Origin of the sequence: Methylotenera versatilis 79, from assembly GCF_000384375.1 — a bacterium.
GTDB classification, from domain to species: domain Bacteria; phylum Pseudomonadota; class Gammaproteobacteria; order Burkholderiales; family Methylophilaceae; genus Methylotenera_A; species Methylotenera_A versatilis_B.
In genome coordinates this window covers 1,794,453-1,813,121 of record NZ_ARVX01000001.1, presented here as the reverse complement: position 1 = coordinate 1,813,121, position 18,669 = coordinate 1,794,453, and the positions used below count along the sequence as shown (strand labels likewise).

Genomic DNA, 18,669 nt, shown 5'->3' with positions numbered 1-18,669 from the left:
AGTCTAGCGGTTTTTACGTGTTAACTAAGCTGTTAAATTAGTGTTTAGTTCGCTTTTTAGTCAGCAACTCATTGACCTTACTCATTAATTCCTCATCTTGCACAGGCTTACCAAAGAAAGCATCCACGCCAATTTCTTTCGCCAAATTCTGATGTTTATCTGCTGTACGTGAGCTAATCATAATCAACGGTGTTTTTGCGGTACGCGCATCATCTCGAATATTTCGTGCCAAACCAAAACCGTCCATACGCGGCATTTCGATGTCAGTTAAAATAATATCTGGTGTCGATTGTTGCAATACTTGCATAGCATCCATACCATCTTTCGCTATCAGCACTTCAAAACCTTCGCGCTCAAGCAACCGACCTAACACCTTGCGCATCGTCAGTGAATCATCCACTACCAAAGCGCGCGGTTTATTGATTACTTTAGCGGCTTTTTTGGCCGCTTTAACCACTACACTGCCGACCGCTAATATTTCACGATTAGCCAGTTGCACTGGATTAATAATCAACATGATCTTACCGTCACCCGCAACTGTCGCGCCAACAATGCCTGGTACACGTGCTAGTTGCGCGCCAATCGGCTTCATCACCGCCTCTTGATTGCCAATCACCTCATCAATATGCAGCGCAATGTTATACGAACCGCTGCGTAGCAATAATACAGAAGAATAATTATAGTCTTCTGGCTGATGCTCTTCGTGGTCTAATAATTTAGATAAATAATGAATCGGATATTGTTTGCCCGCCCAGTTGATTTCGCCTGTGCTGTAGGCGTTAACTAAATCTTGACGCTTGATTTTCTGCGCTTGCTCAATCATGCCGACTGGCAACGCATAAATCAAATCACCTGAGCGCACAGCAAGTACCTGCGCCACTGTTAACGTGACAGGTAAATGCACGTTAAATACCGTACCTTTACCAAACTCGCTATTTAAATCAACACGTCCGCCCAAGCCGCTAATATCATTGCGCACCACATCTAAGCCAACACCTCGACCAGAAATTTGCGACACTTTATCTGCCGTTGAAAAGCCTGATTCAAAAATAATCGACATCAATGACTGTTCTGTCATTTCAGCAGCTTCATCGATCAGTTTATTTTTAATGGCTTTTTCTTTTACGCGCTGCAAGTTTATACCTGCGCCATCATCGGTAACAGTAATATGAATTTCATCGTTCTCTTGGCGTATTTTCAGCTCAATCTTGCCAATTGGCGCTTTGCCTTGTTTTTTGCGTTCCGCTGGCGACTCTAATCCATGCGCGACGGCGTTACGCAGTAAATGCTCTAATGGCGCACCCAATTTATCCAACACGCTACGATCGATTTCTGTCGTTTCGCCAACAATCACTAAATCTGCCGACTTTTTAAGCTCACGTGCCGTTTGCCGCACGATACGCTGTAAACGCTCTGCAATTTGCTGGAATGGCAACATTCGTACACCTAGCAGCGTTTGTTGTAAATCACGGTTCATACGGTTTTGCTGTTGCAATGCCGCTTCAGATTGGCCTAAATGCGATAACAAACCATGCTGAATGGTCGCCACATCGTTCACGCTCTCAGCAATCATGCGTGTTAATTCTTGCAGGCGTGTAAATCGGTCAAACTCTAACGGGTCAAAATTCTCATTCGATTCCTGCAAAATATTCAAACGAGATTGCAGCTGTGTTTCCGCTTCGATTTCCAATTCACGTAAATAATTACGTAAACGTGTCACGCTCTCAGTTAAATCGTTTGAAGATTGTTTAACGCCGCTAATCTCTCTATCCATGCGCGAACGCGTGATTGAAATCTCACCCGCATCGTTAATCAATCGGTCCAGAGTATCTGCGCGCATACGCAAAAATTGCGCTTTACGATCCGTTACACGGCCTGATGGCGGCGCATCTTGCTGCTTAATTGCATTGATTGTTTCGGCTGGCGTACTTTCTAGTGCCTCTTCAAAATAACTACCGATTTTGTCTAAATCGACAAACATATTGTCAAAATCAATCTCGACCGTTTTACGTTTGAGTGAGCGAATCACCAAATCTTCCATCTCATGCACAGCATCGCCCAAGCCAGATTGACCTGCCATGCGCGCACTGCCTTTTAACGTGTGCAAAGCACGCTGTAACGCATCTGGATGTTCTGATTGTTTGGGGTTGGCACGCCAAGCGCGCAATTCCGACCCGATTTCAGGCAGAATTTCGCGCGCTTCTTCGATGAACATGGTGAGAAGCTCTTGATCAACCTGCGCTTTGTTCAAATCTATATTGCTATCATCAGCATTAATTGCTGTACTGCTATAAGCCTTACCTTCAGTGACTAATTTAACTTCATAATCGTCATGACTGACTTCTATTAAATCGTTGGCAGTTGTTTCAACTGGATTAACAACTATGTTTTCTGATGAGTCAACGCCTTGATTAAAGTTAGGCACGCTAACTTCAGTCAATATCTCAACACTAGGAACGTCAGTCTGAATTATTTCATTTGGTATTAAAACGTCTGGCAAGGTGAAAGTAATTTCTTCTACCGACTCCAGCACTTCATTGAATGTCACCGTTAAGGCTTTATTTTGTCGCGCTTGGTCGGTTGCTTCGTTAAGCACTTCAATCAATGCCCTGGCAGAACGTGGATTGCGCAACTCTGAAATTTTCACCCACATGGTAGAAAGAGATTTAACCGTGTTGCCAAATAAAGCAGTGTGTTGTGGCGTCCAAGTTTCAACTTCATTTAACCAAGCTTCCAATGCGCGGCCCAGTTCGCCCATTGGCTTAAATTCTGCCGCAAGTGCATTGCTAGCCAGCGTGTGAATCGCCACTTTTGCTGCTGGTGATGGTGTTAAGTTTGCATCTGCGATGAGTTTGGCAACGTCCTGTTCTAAGATGGTGATATTTTGCATACTTTCTTTAACAAAAATATCATAGAAAGCACGACTCATTTTTCGTGTACCGCCGATTAACACTTGAGGCTCTGTTTTCTTGGCTTTTTTAGGTGTTAAGTCTTTAACTGGTAGTTGCTCTGACTGTGCATTTTCCGCGTTAATAGTTTCAGATTGCTCTGCATCGGACTCTAATCCTGGGGAAGTTTGAACGTCTGCATCTTGAACAACATTGTTCTCAGTCGCTTGAGAAAGTGATGCCGCGCGGGCAGACCACGCTGTTTGATTGATTTCAACTTGCCCATTTGCGCGTAGCTCTGCTGCCCAATCAGCAAAAGCCGCACTCATTTGCTCTATCCCTGCAATTTGCGACGCTTCAAGCAACGATTTTTTATCTAAAACACCGTTTAAAAACTGCTCTACTTGGCCAGCAATATCACCCATCACAGTTAAACCAACGGTACGTCCACTGCCTTTTAACGTGTGATAACTACGCCTAACTTCAACCAATGCTTCACTATCTGTCACATTCACGCGCAACGCTTGGCAATTTTGAGCGATATGCGCCAGCACTTCCTCTGCTTCCGTCAGATAAATATCCAACAGTTCTGCATCAAAGGCTTGGTCAATCACCATGACGTCGCTAGCACTGGTGACTAATTTAGACGCTGAGTCTGTTGTTTTTTCTGATAGGTTCTGGTTTGAGTAATTAGAAGTTTCAGTAATCGAATCAAGCACAGCTTGGTCTGAGGTCTTGCTAATTGAATCACCTTCTTGTAAACCATCAACATTAAATTGAATACCCGCTTCTGCAAGAATATCTGTCAGACGCACGACAGCAGACTCAAGCGCCGATTCTGATTCAGGACGTATTTTTGGCATTTCATCGGCATAAATGCCAACCATACTCAAACTTTCTGCGACCAACTCAAAATGCTGTTGCTTTGGCACATAGTCTTCGGTTTGAAACTGTTCGACTAAACGATTACTCGCTTTCACGATAGCAGTCGGTGTGGCTAAACCTAACATATCAAAAACAGCCGCAACTTGTTTCAACGGTTTAGCGGTTAATGCAAGCGGTGATTTTTCCACTGGATTGCGGAAAAAGCTATCCAACGCTTGCTCCGTGGTTTTGAGTGATTCTTTAATCTGCGTAACCAGCGCTTTTATCGTGTCGCGATCAAGTTCGCCCGTTCTTTCACCATCTAATCGATCATAACTTTCACCAGATGAAATCGCTTCTAATCGATGCATTTCAGACAGTAATTTTTGTACGCGGTCTGCATCTAAATGCTGATAATGGTTCAGCGAAGTCTCTAACAAATTAAGTGCAGCGGCAACTTCAATCAAGGCAGCATGATTCACTTTAGTCGCATCATCGCGCAAAGTATTGCTGGCAAGTTGTAAAGCGGCGTACAAATCAATCACAACCACTTGGCTTAATTGCTGCGTGAATGCTTGGCTAACGGCCAGTGTGTCAGAAAACTTGGTGATTAACACATTATCCACGTCCACTTGCGCAAAACTGGCGGTGGCATCTACTTTGCTAAAATCAATGGTATTCGATACGTCATCCCACAATTCACGCAACGCTTCTAGCTGCGTAATTAACTCTTCTACAACCGTTAACTCAATTGCATCAATTGAGCTTGCATCAAAACTAACTGTGTTTTTCTTATCGACCAAAAGATTCAGTTCAAACACTTCCTTTACTTTTTGGACGTTATCTCTGTCTACATTGCTAATCGCCACATAATACAAAATATCGCGCAATAAGTTGCTGTGCGGTTTAGTTACGCCTTCAGCAAGATTGCGCAACTCTTGATCTAGCTTGCGGCATAGGCGTTTTGCACCAATATTTTCAGCAATTTCTTTTTGCTCTAACGATTCAGTAAATGCGCTCGCCGCCCACCATAAAGTTTTTTCGCTATTCTTTTTCTGCGCTTGGCTAACATTGCTCACCGCTTCCGTCATCAAATGCAGCGCATTACTTTGCTTTGTTTGTAGCCAGCCTAATAAAGATTTTTGATAGTTGATGCGCTGTTCGACAATAAATGCTGGATATTCTGCAGCTTCCAATTGTTTAGAAGGCAAGTCTTTCGGTGCGCTATTAGTGGTATCAGGGAAAAACAATTCGCTTTCATCCATCGTTTCGCCAAGTGCCAAGACGATAGGATTGATAATTGAATATAAGCGCAATGGAATATCAGGTGCGCCATTCAGTAAATCTTGCAGATAAGTTTGCAAAGCCTCAACTGCTTTCACAAATGCATCCATCAGTTCTGGCGTCGCATCCAGTGTTTTTTTGTCTAAACGACTCGCTAACTTTTCTAACTCAGTACAAAAACGTTTACATCCTTCCAAACCCACCATATCCAGCGCGCCAGATGCTTGGTATAAATGCGTTTGCGAAAAACGCATCGGGGCGGTGTCATGCAAATTGCCTTGTACTGATTTTAGATTATCTAAAACAGCAGCAAGTGATTGATCTATCTGGTCTTTAACCCAAGTTAAAGGGCCTATATCAAAATTTTCAGACACTTAAATTCGACTCCACGTTATAGTTAACTTAAGCCAATTTAAAGCCAGCTACTGATTCTCGCAACTCTTCTGCCAAGGTTGTTAATTGTCCGACTGATTCCGCCGTTTGTTTAGTACCTTCAGTGGTTTGCGATGTAATTTCCTGAATTTGCTGCATGTTTTTTGTCACGGTAGAAGCCACTTCAGTTTGCGCTTCTGTTGCGCTAGAAATCGACTGAATCAATCGTGCCAAGCTATTGGTAACGGTTTCAATCTCGGTCAGCGCTTGACCCGCCGCATCAGACAATCTTGCACCTTCTACCACACCCTCTGTACTTTTCTCCATCGCGGCAACTGCAGAGTTGGTATCGGTTTGAATAGTTTTTACAATCGCACCAATCTGCTTAGTCGCTTCAGATGAACGTTCCGCTAATCGTTGCACCTCTTCCGCAACCACTGTAAACCCGCGACCTGCTTCACCCGCAGAAGCCGCTTGAATCGCCGCGTTCAACGCCAAAATATTGGTTTGTTCAGTAATATCAGAAATCAGCTCCACGATCTCACCAATCTCCTGTGAGCTTTCACCCAAGCGCTTGATGCGTTTTGATGTTTCTTGAATTTGCTCACGAATACCATTCATACCTGCAATGGTATTTTGTACCGCTTGCGAACCTTGCGTAGCCGCTTGTAATGAGCGTTGCGCAACTTGTGACGCCTGACTAGCGTTGCTGGATACTTGCAAGATTGAACGCGTCATATTCGAAACCGCATCCGTTGTTTCTGTAATTTGTTTCGATTGTTTTTCTGCAGCAGACAACAAACCAACTGAAGTGGCTTGCGCTTGTCCTGTCGCGGTATTCACCTGCTCTGACGCACGGTTAATTCCCGTCACCAAATCACGCAAACTATCAATCGTGTAGTTAATGGAGTCAGCAATCGCGCCAGTAATATTCTCTTTTACCTCTGCGCGTACCGTTAAGTCACCGTCCGCCAAATCGCCCATTTCGTCTAGTAAGTTAAGCACCGCCATTTGGTTTTGTTGACCGTCATTTTCCAGCATCAACACCGCGCTTTCAATCTGTTTCACCTGACGCGAACCAAAATACGCAATCAAAAATACAATCAACACACCCAACAAAGCTAGCGCGATTAGAATGGTATTCACTAATTTATTACTGGATTCAGCAATATTTACAGATTCTTTTTGTACATCAGCATTCAATGCTAGAACTGTTTGCTTGTTAATTTCATAAGCACTAGCTAAATCACCCAATGGTTTTGCTGCGGCAATCGCACCTAATTTAATCGCTACTTCAAAGTCTTTATTATAAATGCGATAAAAGTTCTCGTTAGATTTAAGCACCGCTTGAAATGCGCCGCCCATCGTGTCTAAGTTAAGATTGCTTTTCCAGTACTCAACGCGTCTGTTGTATTCCGCTTCGGCCGCTTTTACTTCGGCTAGTTTTCTATCACGTTTTTGATAATCCGAGTTTGAAGTCGCCACATATGCTTCATTCACCGCCGCGAACGCATCCACTGCATAAAGTGGTGGCGGCAAAATATCCGCACGTAATGCATCGTTTGTTTTAATCTTATCGTAAACTGGACCACCAACGCGCACCTGGCTAATCACGTAGAAGGCCAAAATAATAAAAATAATCAAACCAATTACCGGTCCGATTACTTGCCCGTATCCTCGACCACCACCTTCAGCTGAGCTTTTGCTGAATATTTGCAGTAATTTTGCTGGAAACTCTTTGATTGCTTGCGTATTTAATGCCATGTTGATTCCTTTTAAGTCTTACTTAATCACTTCAAACAAACAATATTTGAATATTAAACTTAACCAATTAACGACTAAAACTAATTATCAAACCTACTTAACCATTTTTTTACTCTAAAAACCAACTAATCAAAAACACAATCACACCAAATGCAAGCCACACTTAGCTTGCATAATTAGGTTGCATAAGGTGTTGTAAAATCTTTCGAGCGCACTAATTTATCGCAATCCAATAAATACCAAAGGCGATTTTCATCGTCCTGATAAGTTTGGTTTTTCAAACAAATACTGTCATCGGCTAACGTTTCATTTAGCTTCATCTCATCTAGCTTACGCAAACCAATTAATTTATCGACTAAAAAAGCCACATTATTAGTGACTGAATCGCTGATCAGCAATAAACGCGCATTGGATGAAATATTAGTCAGTGTGTTTTCTAATAATTGCGCTAAATCGTTAATGGCGTACAACACGCCGCGCACATTTGCCACGCCTAAAAACCACGATTTAACCAGTGGAACGCGCTGAATATCCATGATTGGTAAGGTTTCGCTGATTTCCTGCAAATTTACCAATACGTTTTTTCCACCAATGACAACGCCTAAATAACCTGCTGGCGATTCAGCACCGGCTTTTTTAGCATTTTCTAATCTAGCTAAAATATTAGTTTGATACTCGCGTAATTGTGATTGTTTTGACATGGATTACGTCGTTCCTAGTTTTGCAAATTGTACGTATTAAATTGATGCGCCGATTTAATTATGCGCCTAGTTTTTCAATCAACGCTTTTAAATCACTTTTTTGAATAGGCTTTAATAAACAGCCTTTTGCGCCCATTTTTTCTGCCCATGCATGATCGGTTATCTGCAATTTTCCTGAACATAAAAAAACGGGGATTTTGGCGGTGGCAGCATCTTTTGTTAAGGATCTCGCAGCTTGAAAGCCAGTTAATCCAGTCATAATAATATCGATAATAACCAAGTCGGGCGCAATGCCAGCTGCGCGCTCCACGCAAGCCTCGCCACTTTCTAAAGCAACCACTTGATAACCTTCAGACTCTAACAACTCTGTTAGATAAAAACGATCCGTTGCTGAATCATCCACAATTAGAATTTTATTAATCGCCATTTTTATTCTCTCCCAGTTACTTAATTAGAGTTACTTATGATCAGTTATACATTACGCGCTCAATAATCAAATCGTTTATTTATAATCAATCTGACTAATCAACGATATTTTCTGTACTTTTTTTACTATTAAGATAAGCCTCGCTGGTGTACGTATTGATGGCATCAATTAAAGTATCTTGCGTAAAAGGCTTGGTTAAATACTGATCAGAACCCGCCATGCGACCGCGCGCGCGGTCAAACAGACCATCTTTGCTGGACAACATAATGACTGGAGTGGATTTAAAACGACTGTTACGTTTGATTAGCGCACAAGTTTGATAGCCATCTAAGCGCGGCATCATAATATCGACAAAGATAATTTGAGGATGTTGGTCGGCGATTTTTGCTAATGCATCAAAGCCATCTTCGGCCAGAATCACTTCACAACCAGCTGATTTAAGAAATATCTCAGCACTGCGCCGAATGGTATTGCTATCGTCAATGACCATTACTTTAGTACCAGCCAGATTTGCTTGGGCCACTTTAATACTCCCCTGCTATATAAAAGCGCGTTTATATAGCCAAATTATAAATACTCTATCTAAAAAAATGTTTTTACTTTATTCTTTTAACAACTCATTAACAACTTTAAGTTGAGCAACATTTGTTAGCACACACAAAATATTACATTTTTTCAATCAATTTGCAACACTTACATAATATTTGTAATAATATACTTTAACAATACTCTATAATTAATGTATAAATTACAATTATTTTTAGATGCTATAAAAAATAATTGCATGATGGGGAGCGAAGAATAATGCTTATAAGACAAGAATCTGTAGATTCCAAAATGGCGCTTAAAGATTTACCCAGCGCATCACCGCTGGCGAACGCTAATTTGGTTTTAGTATTTGGCTCTGTCAAAAGATTTAACGAAGGCAAATTACAAAGTTTTTTAAAGTCGCGCTACCCAACCGCGCAAGTGATCGGCTGTACCACTTCTGGTGAAATCAGCCCAAATGGCGTATTAGACGATAGCATTCAAATCACCGCGATTCAGTGGGAAAAAACTATTCAGCGCGTTGCTCAAACCAAAATGTCTGGCATGCAAAGCTCTTTTGAAGCCGCAGCTGGTTTAGCAAAACAATTAAAATCCGATAACTTACGCACTGTATTAGTCATCTCTGACGGCTTAAATGTGAATGGCTCAGAATTATTAAAAGGCTTTCAAAGTGTGTTGGGCGATATACCAATCGTTGGCGGGCTTGCGGGCGATGGCGGTGCATTTGTTAAAACCCTGCAGCTTTTTAACGATATCGTTTCAGATAATCTTGTGATTGCGGTTGGCTTATACGGCAACGCTTTAATCACTGCAAGTGGCGCATTAGGTGGCTGGAAACCTTATGGCCCACCGCGTACTGTCACCAAATCTGAAAAAAACGTGGTTTTCGAAATGGATGGCAAACCAGCGCTTCCACTCTATAGAATGTATATCGGTGAGGCATTCTCAAAAGGTCTACCAGGCACAGGTTTAAAATTTCCACTCGCAGTAATTGAAGAAGGTAAACGTGATGTAGAGAAAATCCGTACCTTATTAGCAGTTGATGCTAAAAATAATAGCTTAACATTTGCTGGCAATGTGGATGAAGGTGAAACCGTACGTCTGTGCCAAACCAATCATGATCGGCTGGTAGACGGCGCAGGTGCAGCTGCGAATTTAGTGATGGATGGCTTAAGCGCCAACAAAACCAACCAAACTGGTTTGGCAATTTGTGTTAGTTGCGTCGGCCGCAAAGGCGTAATGGCTGAACTGGTGGGCGATGAAATAAAACTAGTACAACAGATTCTAGGCCCTCAAACTAGTTTGACTGGCTTTTACTCATATGGCGAATTAGCGCCACGCCCTAATACAACAGATAGCGTGTTGCATAATCAAACCATGACAATTGGTTATTTAAGTGAGAATTTACTGGCTTAATTGATGATTAATGTCTGTTAACTTTTAATCTAATTTAAGCGTTAATTGCTGTAAATCGATAAGCACCTGTTTTAAACAGGTGCTTTTTGTTTTATCATAGTTACATTAATAAATGCGCTAATTCTAGGGCGCTTTATATCATTCAAAAAAGGAAAAAATCATGTCAAGCTCAGTCACCCTCAAAGGCAATCCAGTTGACGTTGCAGGTAATTTGCCAAAAGTTGGCAGTACTGCGCCTAATTTCACTTTAGTCGATAAGGCATTAGCAGACGTTACATTAGAAACGTACGCGGGCAAACGTAAAGTGCTCAATATTTTCCCAAGTGTAGATACACCAACTTGCGCGATGTCTGTGCGTGCTTTCAATAAACATGCTGCTGGTTTAACTAATACAGTGGTATTAAATATTTCTGCGGATTTGCCATTTGCGCAAACACGTTTCTGTGCAGCAGAAGGCATTGAAAATGTAGTGAATCTATCCACAATGCGTGGTCGTGATTTCTTGATGAATTACGGCGTGCTATTGTTCACTAGCAAACTAGCTGGTTTGGCTGCACGCTCAGTGATTGTGATTGATGAAAATAACGTCATTAAATATATTGAATTAGTGCCAGAAATCGCTAACGAACCAAATTATGATGCGGCTTTAGCTGTATTGAAATAAGCGCTTCGTTATATAAAGTGCGATAAAAAAGCCAGCTATGCTGGCTTTTTTATTTTGACTTAATGAATCAGAATTTAATTAAGAATCTAGGTGAAAATCGTAGGTACGTTAGAGATATTCTGTATATTTGGCATTACTACCTTTGGCTTTTTCCACCGGATATTTCAACGCATTTAAATCGATCTTTTTGTTGGCCGCATTGATTAAATCGATATTCAATACTTCCGCTATTCTTAATAAATACACAAAAGTATCGGCCAATTCATGGCTCACTGCCTCGCGTTTTTCAGGTGTTAATTGCTGGCTGTCTGCTGGCGTATCCCATTGAAAATGCTCAACTAACTCAGCCGCTTCCACAATCATTGCCATGGCTAGATTTTTAGGTGTATGAAACTGCGCCCAATCGCGCTCGTTAACAAAATCATTGAGGCGATTACGTAAATTTACTAATGAATCCTGATTTTGCATTATTCAGTTAACCTTAAATTAGCGATGATTTTTGACTGTTTTTTAGTGTTAAGTATCTTTATTCCGGTAACTTTATAAAGCTACTTTCTATTACTTCCAGCCACCATTTTAATTTCAAATAATCGACATTCCAACGGGCCATTAAATAAAGGCGTCCGTTTACTTGGCGTTAACCGCATGAGTTTTGGCAAACGTAAATCATTGGTTAAAAAGTAGGTATTCCAGCCCGCAAATTTACGTTTTAACGCTTCGCCCATTTTTGGATAAAGCAAAGCCAACTCCTCATCCTCGCCAATGCGCACGCCGTATGGCGGATTAGCGACTAGCACGCCGCTGTCTGCTGGCGGTACGACTTCAGTGATATTGTTTTGCGACAATTGCACCGCTTCATCCAAACCTGCCTCGGTTAAGTTTTGCTTGGCGATGCGAACTGCGCGCAAATCACTGTCAGAACCATATAGTTTTTGGAAAGTAGCCGGCTTTACATTTTTAAGCGCGGTATTTTTAATCTTTTTCCAAGTATCAGACTCGAAATTCTTGAGTCGTTCAAAACCAAAATCACGCTTTAATCCTGGCGCAATATGTAACGCCATCATCGCGGCTTCCAGCAAAAAAGTTCCGCTACCGCACATTGGGTCTAATAAAGGCTGCCCAACTTGCCAGCCTGATAATTGTAAGATTCCCGCTGCTAAATTTTCACGCAAAGGTGCTTCAATACTGGCTTTTCGGTTGCCGCGCTGATACAAAGCATCGCCAGAAGTATCGACATAATAAACGTAACTATCTGCGGTTAAGTAAGCGTGCACACGAACCGCTGGCGTTTTAGTATCAATATACGGACGCGAATTCACGACTTGTCTAAACTTATCGCAAATCGCATCTTTAATGCGCAAAGTGGCGAACTCCAAGCTTTTAAGTGGACATTTTACGCCCGTCACTTTCACCATAAAGTCGTGTTTTACATCAAACCAGTTTGGCCAATTAAGCTTATAAGCCGCTTGATACAAATCATCTTCTGTCGCGTACTTTCCCTGCGCTGCTTGCATCAGAATACGCGTGGCGATGCGTGAATGTAAGTTGGCGTGATAGCAAACGCTTAACTCTCCCGCAAAACCCACGCCGCCATCGGTCGGCTTGATGTCTTTTGCGTTACTTGCTTTTAGCTCGTTTACCAGCAAAGCTTCAAGTCCGCGTGGGCAAGTGGCAAAATATTGATTTATCATTGGTTAGTTGTCATTTCTTATTCAATTTAGCTAATTTTAATTAGCTGGTATTTTAATGATATTGATTTATTGTGACTTTAAACGGGTTAACTATCTTGATAATGATGATTATGTTCGCACAGTTTCTCAACAAAATTTAAAAACTCGATGTTATGCGTGGCTTGGAGCGTTTTTGCACGCTCTCTCAATTTTTTCTCATTCAACAACGTTGCGCGTTTAAAACCAAATACTACAATATTGCCGGGTTTTCCTGTCGGCAACATTAAGGTGTGATGATTAAAACTTTGCTCTATGCGCTGCAAGTAAACATCGAAATTTTTGTCACTTCCCCACAAGTTAATAGCAAAAATGCCGTTATTGGTTAAAGTCATTTCGCAGCTATCGAAAAAATCCTGGCTACAAAAGTTAGGCGGAATGCCGAAGCGATCAAACGCGTCAATCATCAAACAATCGGTACTGTTTTGATGATCAGCCAAGTAAGCAATGCCATCGCTTTCAATCACGTTAAATCTGTCGTCATTATCTGGCACAAAAAAATGGCTACGCGCGATGCTGATAATTTGCGGATTGATTTCTACAATCGTTTGCTTGATGTTCGGACAGTTAGCATAGATATATTTAGGCACAGATCCACCACCCAAACCGATGGTCAGCACTGTTTTGACTGATTCTGAAAAGAGTAAAAATCCCATCATGCCACGCGTGTAAGTGAGTTCTAACGCAAACGGATCTTTCACTTTCATGCTGCTTTGAATCGTCACCGAACCGAGATGCAACGAACGTATTCCGCTGGTTTCTGACACTTCAACTATATTGTCATCTTCCACACTTTTATGAATTTTTCGATTGAATCTCAGCATTTCGTATTAGCTCTCAGCATCTTCTTCAACCACAATCGCTAGCTCTGAATCTGATATGACCTCTTCATCAGGCGCTATTTCTAGAAATTCTACTTCTTGAGCAGTTGTTTCGACCGAATCTATATTGACCGCAATAACGGCTTTAAATTTACAGTTTAATTCCATTAATAAAGGATCAATATGTTTGATCTCCAAGCTGATTTTCGTGCCTACTTTTAGTTCTGAAGAGCCTGTCGCTGGAATGCTAGGCACTTTGGTAATAAAAAACATACCGTCGATACGCACTAAATTTTCGCGCCATATGGTGGCGGTCACTTCCGTCAGTTGTTCCTGAATCAAATATTGCAAGCACCAGTAACGTTCCATACGCGTTTGAAACTCACTGTATGCGCTGTAAGTTTGGTCAAAATTACGCATGATGACGTTTAGCTTTCCATCCGCGACATTGTACGGCGCAGGTTCACTCTTCAATAGAGCGATTAACTGGCGCTGATTGACTAAGTCCACCGCGCGACGTAATGGTGACGTGCTCCAAGCATATTGCGCTACGCCCAAACCTTGATGCGGTTCTGCGGTAGTTGTCATAAACACTTTGCCGCCAGTTTGCGCGCGATAAATACCCGCAAAACCAGCCTCTTTCAACAAACCGCCCCAATGACTATTGGCGTAAATCATTAACTCTGCCACTAATTTATCCATCGGCGAGCCACGTTCGCGCGCGACAATTTGTACGATTCCGTCATTCACATAAAAATTATAGTCAATTTGTGGCGCACGATTTGGGTCTGCTTTGCCACGTGCTATTTCTAGCTTTTCGGCCAGCGTAAACAGCAACTTAAGCTTTGTCCAATAAGCATGTCCGCTATCTGTTTCCAACGTGTTTTCATTAAAAAACGGCTCAATCTCATCGTGCCGCAAATTATCCGCAATCTTGATTTTTTCTAAACGTGTTTCATGCGCAACAATTTCAAAATCAGACGTCATGTCCAAATATAAACTCAACGCAGGTTTAGTTTCGCCCGCATCCAAACTAAATGGTTTAACGATACTTTCAGGCAACATAGTAATTTTGTTGCCGGGCATATAAACCGTAGACAATCGTGACAATACGATCGCATCCAAACTGGAATCGACTGGTACGCCCAAACTAGGTGCGGCGATATGAATGCCGACGCGCGTATTGCCGTTCGGCAACGTTTCTAAACTGAATGCATCATCGATTTCAGTGGTTGTAGCATCGTCTATACTGAAGCATTCAGCTGTCGCCAACGGCAATTCATCCAAAATTTCAACCTGCTCAAAAGCAGAGAAATCAGTTCCACTTTTGCCATCTTTATCTGGAAACATTTCGCGCAAAAATGCGCCTAAATGGTAATCATGCGCATTTTGAATCAAGCCACAATCTGCCATAACGGTTAGTGCTAATCGGCCAGAGGTTTGCGCGGCTTCATCAATGGCTTTCCATTCCATGCTGTTTTTATCAGGGTTGTAAATCAGCGTATCCGCTTTAGCGGCAAATCCTTCTGGCAATTGCTTATTGTTCAATTGCGTCACCCAAACCGCCATTTGTTCGGCCTGCAATTTTTTACGCTCTACTGCTGCCAACGCTAATTTAAGCGTATCCGCAGGCGCAGCTTTATAACGACCTTTGCCTTTGCGGTAAAAATACATCGGTGCGCTGTGCAGTTTTATTGCTGTTGCGGCTGCTTCGATTGGACTAGGTTTCTTGCCATAATATTCCGTAGCTAAATCCTCGAAAGCGAATTCTGGTTCACCGCAACATTCCCACAAGAAATCGATTTCTAAGCTTTCAGCTTCAGCAAGTGCTGCATCCATAAAGCTGGACAATGGCGCTTCAAATTGCATCAATACATTGCTGGTTTTGATTTTAGAACGTTTGCCAGAAACGGATTCCACCTGCAAAGCCGCTGGCGATTCTGACATGATAGAAGCAACTTTGAAGCTGCCTTCTTCTTCGTAAAACACATTCATTTAGTGAGTTTTTCTATTGGGGAAATTAATGTAAACAAAAAGTTAACCATTATTTTGAGGCAAATATTTTAAAAGCATAATTTTAAAGTGTTCTACACAATTAAGCTTGTTAAATTCCATTTTTAAGCTAGTTAACAGCTTAACTTGGTGAAATTTACTGTTGTTTCCATCATTAAAAATACGGTATATTCGTGCCATGAGCAAAGCCTTTGAGTTAATACAAGCGCAATCCCAAACGCCGACCAGCGCGCGGGTATTGGTGTTAGATACCTTATTAAATGCACCTTTACCGCTGTCGCATCCTGAAATTCAAAAGAAAATCGCAGAACCGATTGACCGTGTGACGATTTACAGAGTGTTGGATTGGTTAAGTACGCAAGGCTTTGTGCATAGCGTGATTAGCCCAGATAAAACACGGCGATTCAAGACCAATACACAGCCTAGCCAACATCAGCATGCGCATTTTGAATGTACTAATTGCGGACAAGTCTATTGTTTAGATAAAGTAGATGATGCCATCACGCAAAGTTTGCCTGAGCGATTCACTGTCAAAAATGTACATTTAAGCATTAATGGTATTTGCGCCAACTGCCAGCCTTAATTTTCATATCTAGTTTTTTATTTAGCTTTTTTCTAGCCTTTAAATCCTGATTCCCTACTTTTTCCTGTAATTTTTGCCTTAGTGTTTAAATGCAACTTTGTTGCATTAATTTTTCATTGTGGTTAACATGCCAGAAATTGCAACAATGTTGCACTTAATTCAATCGCAGTATAAATCTGTCATAGTTAATTAATGCGCGCATTAAAATCATGATGATGGATACCTGAAGGAATCGGCATGAAAAAACTTCCCGTCACGGTTTTATCTGGCTTTCTAGGCGCAGGCAAAACTACGTTACTCAATCACATTTTAAATAATCGAGAAGGAAAACGCGTCGCTGTTATCGTCAATGATATGAGCGAAATCAATATTGACGCACAATTGGTACGCAATGGCGGCGCTGAATTATCGCGTAGCGAAGAAAAATTAGTCGAAATGAGTAACGGCTGCATTTGCTGCACCTTGCGTGAAGATTTGCTCATCGAAATCACCCGCTTAGCCAAAGAAAAACGTTTTGATTATTTGTTAATTGAATCAACAGGCATTTCAGAACCATTGCCTGTGGCGGAAACGTTTACATTTCGCGGTGAAGATGGCTTGAGTTTATCCGACGTGGCGCAATTAGACACAATGGTCACAGTGGTCGATGGCTTTAACTTTTTAAAAGATTACAGCTCACGTGATTTGATTTCAGAACGTGGCGAAAGCATGGGCGATGAAGATGAGCGCACCGTGGTTGATTTGCTTGTTGAGCAAATTGAATTTTGCGATGTGTTGGTATTAAATAAAACCGATTTGTTAAATCACGATGAAATCGGCCAATTGGAAGGTATTTTAAAAACCTTTAATCCACGTGCAAAAATCGTGCACAGCCAATTTAGCAAAGTACCGCTGAACACGGTGATGAATACAGGCCTATTTAACTTTGAAGCCGCCGAAGATGCCACTGGTTGGTTGAAAAAATTACGTGGTGAACATGTGCCAGAAAGTGAAGAATATGGCATCAGTAGCTTTGTGTATAAAGCACGACGCCCTTTTCACCCGCAGCGATTCTATGATTATATCGGTCAAGAATGGCCATGCGTGATTCGCTCAAAAGGTAACTTTTGGATCGCATCCAGACCAGAGTTTTGCATCAGTTGGTCGCAAGCTGGTGCGATATCGCGCAATGAATTAGCAGGATTTTGGTGGACAGCCACACCTAAAGAATATTGGCCACAAGATACTGACCAATTGAAAGAGATTAAAAATCGCTGGCAAGAACCATTTGGCGACAGGCAACAAGAATTGGTATTGATCGGCATTGACATGGATAAAGCGGCATTAATCGCCGAATTCGACCGCTGTTTACTCACACCAACCGAAATGCTATTGGGTGACATGGGCGAGTATATGCAGAGCTGGAAAGCACTTAGCGACCCTTTTCCAATTTGGCATCAGCATAATGTAGAGTCAGATTTAGAAATTGCTTAAGCGACATTCAATCCGCATTTCAGCTAAAATCCATCTTTCAACTATTAATCAATATCAGCAAAAAAACATAATGGATAAACGCATTCCCGTCACCTTGCTCACTGGCTTTTTAGGCAGTGGGAAAACTACACTATTGAATAAATTACTGCATGACCCCGCCATGAAAGACACCGCCGTGATTATTAACGAGCTGGGTGATGCAGGTTTAGACCAAATATTTGCCAATAGCAATCTGGCAGAAAATATTGAGAACGAGCATATTACCGATAATACGGTTTTATTAAGTAGCGGCTGTTTATGTTGCACGCTTAAAAATGAGCTGGCAGATACCATGCGCGACTTATTTTTTAAACGCGCACTGCAAGCGATTCCAGAATTTAAACGTTTAGTTATCGAAACCACTGGCATGGCGGATCCTGGCCCGATTTTGGGCAATTTGATGAATGAGCCAGTAATTGAATCGACTTACAGGCTAGATGCAGTTGTCGTGACCATCGATGCAGTATATGGCTTACAGCAGATTGCGGATAACAATGAAGCGCTGAAACAAGTGGCAGTAGCTGATGTGTTATTGCTCACCAAAACCGATTTAGCCACGCTTGAGCAAATAGATCAGTTACAAGAAAAACTCATCGCAATCAATCCAGGCGCTACGCAACATCGCGTTTTAAATGGTGAGTTAGATCCGCAATTTGTGATTGATGTTGGTTTATTTGATGTTACGACCAAACAAGCAGAGCCACAACGTTGGTTACGCGCGCCGAACACAGCAAGACCAAAAGGCACTTTACCGCAAAAAGCACATGACGATGAAATCGTGAGCTTTACCGTGTTTATGCCAAAACCGCTTAATTGGCGCGATTTGAAACCAGTGATTCTAAACCTGTGTCAAACACACGGTAAAAACTTACTGCGCTTAAAAGGTATCATCCATGCCGAAGACCAACCCGCACCGTTAGCGATTCACGCCGTACATTTTACGCCCTACCCACCCACGCTGCTCGAGGGCTGGGATGAAGATGAACCGATTTCACGCATTGTGATTATTGGTAAGGGTTTAGACGAGTTAAGCATTAGGAAAACACTGATGCAGGTATAAACTTAAGACACCTGTTTAGAAAGC

At 41.8% G+C, this 18,669-nt stretch carries 14 protein-coding genes; 5 read left to right on the top strand and 9 right to left on the bottom strand.

Annotated elements, in window-relative coordinates; all coding sequences use genetic code 11:
- Nucleotides 1-37 precede the first annotated feature (37 nt).
- From METVE_RS0108840 to METVE_RS0108815, 5 genes are all read right to left on the bottom strand, one after another.
- On the bottom strand, nucleotides 38-5,410 hold the full coding sequence (locus METVE_RS0108840) for a hybrid sensor histidine kinase/response regulator (RefSeq protein WP_020168112.1): 5,373 nt from the start codon (nucleotides 5,408-5,410) through the stop codon (nucleotides 38-40).
- 28 nt (nucleotides 5,411-5,438) lie between these two features.
- The gene (locus METVE_RS0108835; RefSeq protein ID WP_020168111.1) at nucleotides 5,439-7,172 is read right to left on the bottom strand and encodes a methyl-accepting chemotaxis protein; all 1,734 of its coding nucleotides are present in this window, start codon (nucleotides 7,170-7,172) and stop codon (nucleotides 5,439-5,441) included.
- A 176-nt stretch (nucleotides 7,173-7,348) separates the two neighbouring features.
- Nucleotides 7,349-7,873 carry a chemotaxis protein CheW gene (locus tag METVE_RS0108825; RefSeq protein ID WP_020168109.1) on the bottom strand — a complete coding sequence of 175 codons (525 nt, stop codon included), beginning with the start codon at nucleotides 7,871-7,873 and terminating at the stop codon, nucleotides 7,349-7,351.
- Between the two features lie 58 nt (nucleotides 7,874-7,931).
- Complete coding sequence (locus METVE_RS0108820) at nucleotides 7,932-8,300, bottom strand: response regulator (RefSeq protein ID WP_020168108.1); 369 nt, start codon at nucleotides 8,298-8,300, stop codon at nucleotides 7,932-7,934.
- Nucleotides 8,301-8,394: 94 nt separating this feature from the next.
- Nucleotides 8,395-8,790: a response regulator gene (locus METVE_RS0108815; protein WP_198290325.1), complete on the bottom strand. Its 396-nt coding sequence runs from the start codon at nucleotides 8,788-8,790 to the stop codon at nucleotides 8,395-8,397.
- Between the two features lie 314 nt (nucleotides 8,791-9,104).
- Between METVE_RS0108815 and METVE_RS0108810 the strand changes: the two genes are divergently transcribed.
- Nucleotides 9,105-10,265 carry an FIST signal transduction protein gene (locus METVE_RS0108810; protein WP_020168106.1) on the top strand — a complete coding sequence of 387 codons (1,161 nt, stop codon included), beginning with the start codon at nucleotides 9,105-9,107 and terminating at the stop codon, nucleotides 10,263-10,265.
- Nucleotides 10,266-10,425: 160 nt separating this feature from the next.
- Nucleotides 10,426-10,929 (top strand): thiol peroxidase, encoded by a 504-nt coding sequence (gene tpx, locus METVE_RS0108805; protein WP_020168105.1) that lies wholly within the window; start codon nucleotides 10,426-10,428, stop codon nucleotides 10,927-10,929.
- A gap of 108 nt (nucleotides 10,930-11,037) precedes the next feature.
- On the opposite strand, the gene METVE_RS0108800 is transcribed toward tpx, so the two are convergent.
- The 4 genes from METVE_RS0108800 to METVE_RS0108785 form a co-directional block, all read right to left on the bottom strand.
- Nucleotides 11,038-11,397 (bottom strand): nucleotide pyrophosphohydrolase, encoded by a 360-nt coding sequence (locus METVE_RS0108800; RefSeq protein WP_020168104.1) that lies wholly within the window; start codon nucleotides 11,395-11,397, stop codon nucleotides 11,038-11,040.
- A gap of 80 nt (nucleotides 11,398-11,477) precedes the next feature.
- A complete protein-coding gene (locus METVE_RS0108795; protein ID WP_020168103.1) occupies nucleotides 11,478-12,620 on the bottom strand; it encodes a THUMP domain-containing class I SAM-dependent RNA methyltransferase in 1,143 nt (380 codons plus the stop codon).
- Nucleotides 12,621-12,706: 86 nt separating this feature from the next.
- Nucleotides 12,707-13,480: a polyamine aminopropyltransferase gene (locus METVE_RS0108790; protein ID WP_020168102.1), complete on the bottom strand. Its 774-nt coding sequence runs from the start codon at nucleotides 13,478-13,480 to the stop codon at nucleotides 12,707-12,709.
- Nucleotides 13,481-13,486: 6 nt separating this feature from the next.
- On the bottom strand, nucleotides 13,487-15,472 hold the full coding sequence (locus METVE_RS0108785) for a ribonuclease catalytic domain-containing protein (RefSeq protein ID WP_020168101.1): 1,986 nt from the start codon (nucleotides 15,470-15,472) through the stop codon (nucleotides 13,487-13,489).
- 196 nt (nucleotides 15,473-15,668) lie between these two features.
- On the opposite strand from METVE_RS0108785, the gene METVE_RS0108775 reads away from it, so the two are divergent.
- The 3 genes from METVE_RS0108775 to METVE_RS0108765 all read left to right on the top strand — a co-directional run bounded on the left by METVE_RS0108775 (nucleotide 15,669) and on the right by METVE_RS0108765 (nucleotide 18,645).
- A complete protein-coding gene (locus METVE_RS0108775) occupies nucleotides 15,669-16,073 on the top strand; it encodes a Fur family transcriptional regulator (RefSeq protein ID WP_020168099.1) in 405 nt (134 codons plus the stop codon).
- Between the two features lie 237 nt (nucleotides 16,074-16,310).
- Entirely contained in the window at nucleotides 16,311-17,546 is a 1,236-nt protein-coding gene (gene zigA / locus METVE_RS0108770) for a zinc metallochaperone GTPase ZigA (protein ID WP_020168098.1), read from the top strand.
- A gap of 70 nt (nucleotides 17,547-17,616) precedes the next feature.
- Nucleotides 17,617-18,645, top strand: a complete 1,029-nt coding sequence (locus tag METVE_RS0108765; RefSeq protein ID WP_020168097.1) for a CobW family GTP-binding protein — start codon at nucleotides 17,617-17,619, stop codon at nucleotides 18,643-18,645.
- Nucleotides 18,646-18,669: the final 24 nt, after the last annotated feature.

Coding starts and splice junctions, on each gene's coding strand:
- METVE_RS0108835 (WP_020168111.1), bottom strand. CDS start 7,172: ATGGCATTAAATACGCAAGCAATCAAAGAGTTTCCAGCAAAATTACTG.
- METVE_RS0108825 (WP_020168109.1), bottom strand. CDS start 7,873: ATGTCAAAACAATCACAATTACGCGAGTATCAAACTAATATTTTAGCT.
- METVE_RS0108820 (WP_020168108.1), bottom strand. CDS start 8,300: ATGGCGATTAATAAAATTCTAATTGTGGATGATTCAGCAACGGATCGT.
- METVE_RS0108815 (WP_198290325.1), bottom strand. CDS start 8,790: ATGGTCATTGACGATAGCAATACCATTCGGCGCAGTGCTGAGATATTT.
- METVE_RS0108810 (WP_020168106.1), top strand. CDS start 9,105: ATGCTTATAAGACAAGAATCTGTAGATTCCAAAATGGCGCTTAAAGAT.
- tpx (WP_020168105.1), top strand. CDS start 10,426: ATGTCAAGCTCAGTCACCCTCAAAGGCAATCCAGTTGACGTTGCAGGT.
- METVE_RS0108800 (WP_020168104.1), bottom strand. CDS start 11,397: ATGCAAAATCAGGATTCATTAGTAAATTTACGTAATCGCCTCAATGAT.
- METVE_RS0108795 (WP_020168103.1), bottom strand. CDS start 12,620: ATGATAAATCAATATTTTGCCACTTGCCCACGCGGACTTGAAGCTTTG.
- METVE_RS0108790 (WP_020168102.1), bottom strand. CDS start 13,480: ATGCTGAGATTCAATCGAAAAATTCATAAAAGTGTGGAAGATGACAAT.
- METVE_RS0108785 (WP_020168101.1), bottom strand. CDS start 15,472: ATGAATGTGTTTTACGAAGAAGAAGGCAGCTTCAAAGTTGCTTCTATC.
- METVE_RS0108775 (WP_020168099.1), top strand. CDS start 15,669: ATGAGCAAAGCCTTTGAGTTAATACAAGCGCAATCCCAAACGCCGACC.
- zigA (WP_020168098.1), top strand. CDS start 16,311: ATGAAAAAACTTCCCGTCACGGTTTTATCTGGCTTTCTAGGCGCAGGC.
- METVE_RS0108765 (WP_020168097.1), top strand. CDS start 17,617: ATGGATAAACGCATTCCCGTCACCTTGCTCACTGGCTTTTTAGGCAGT.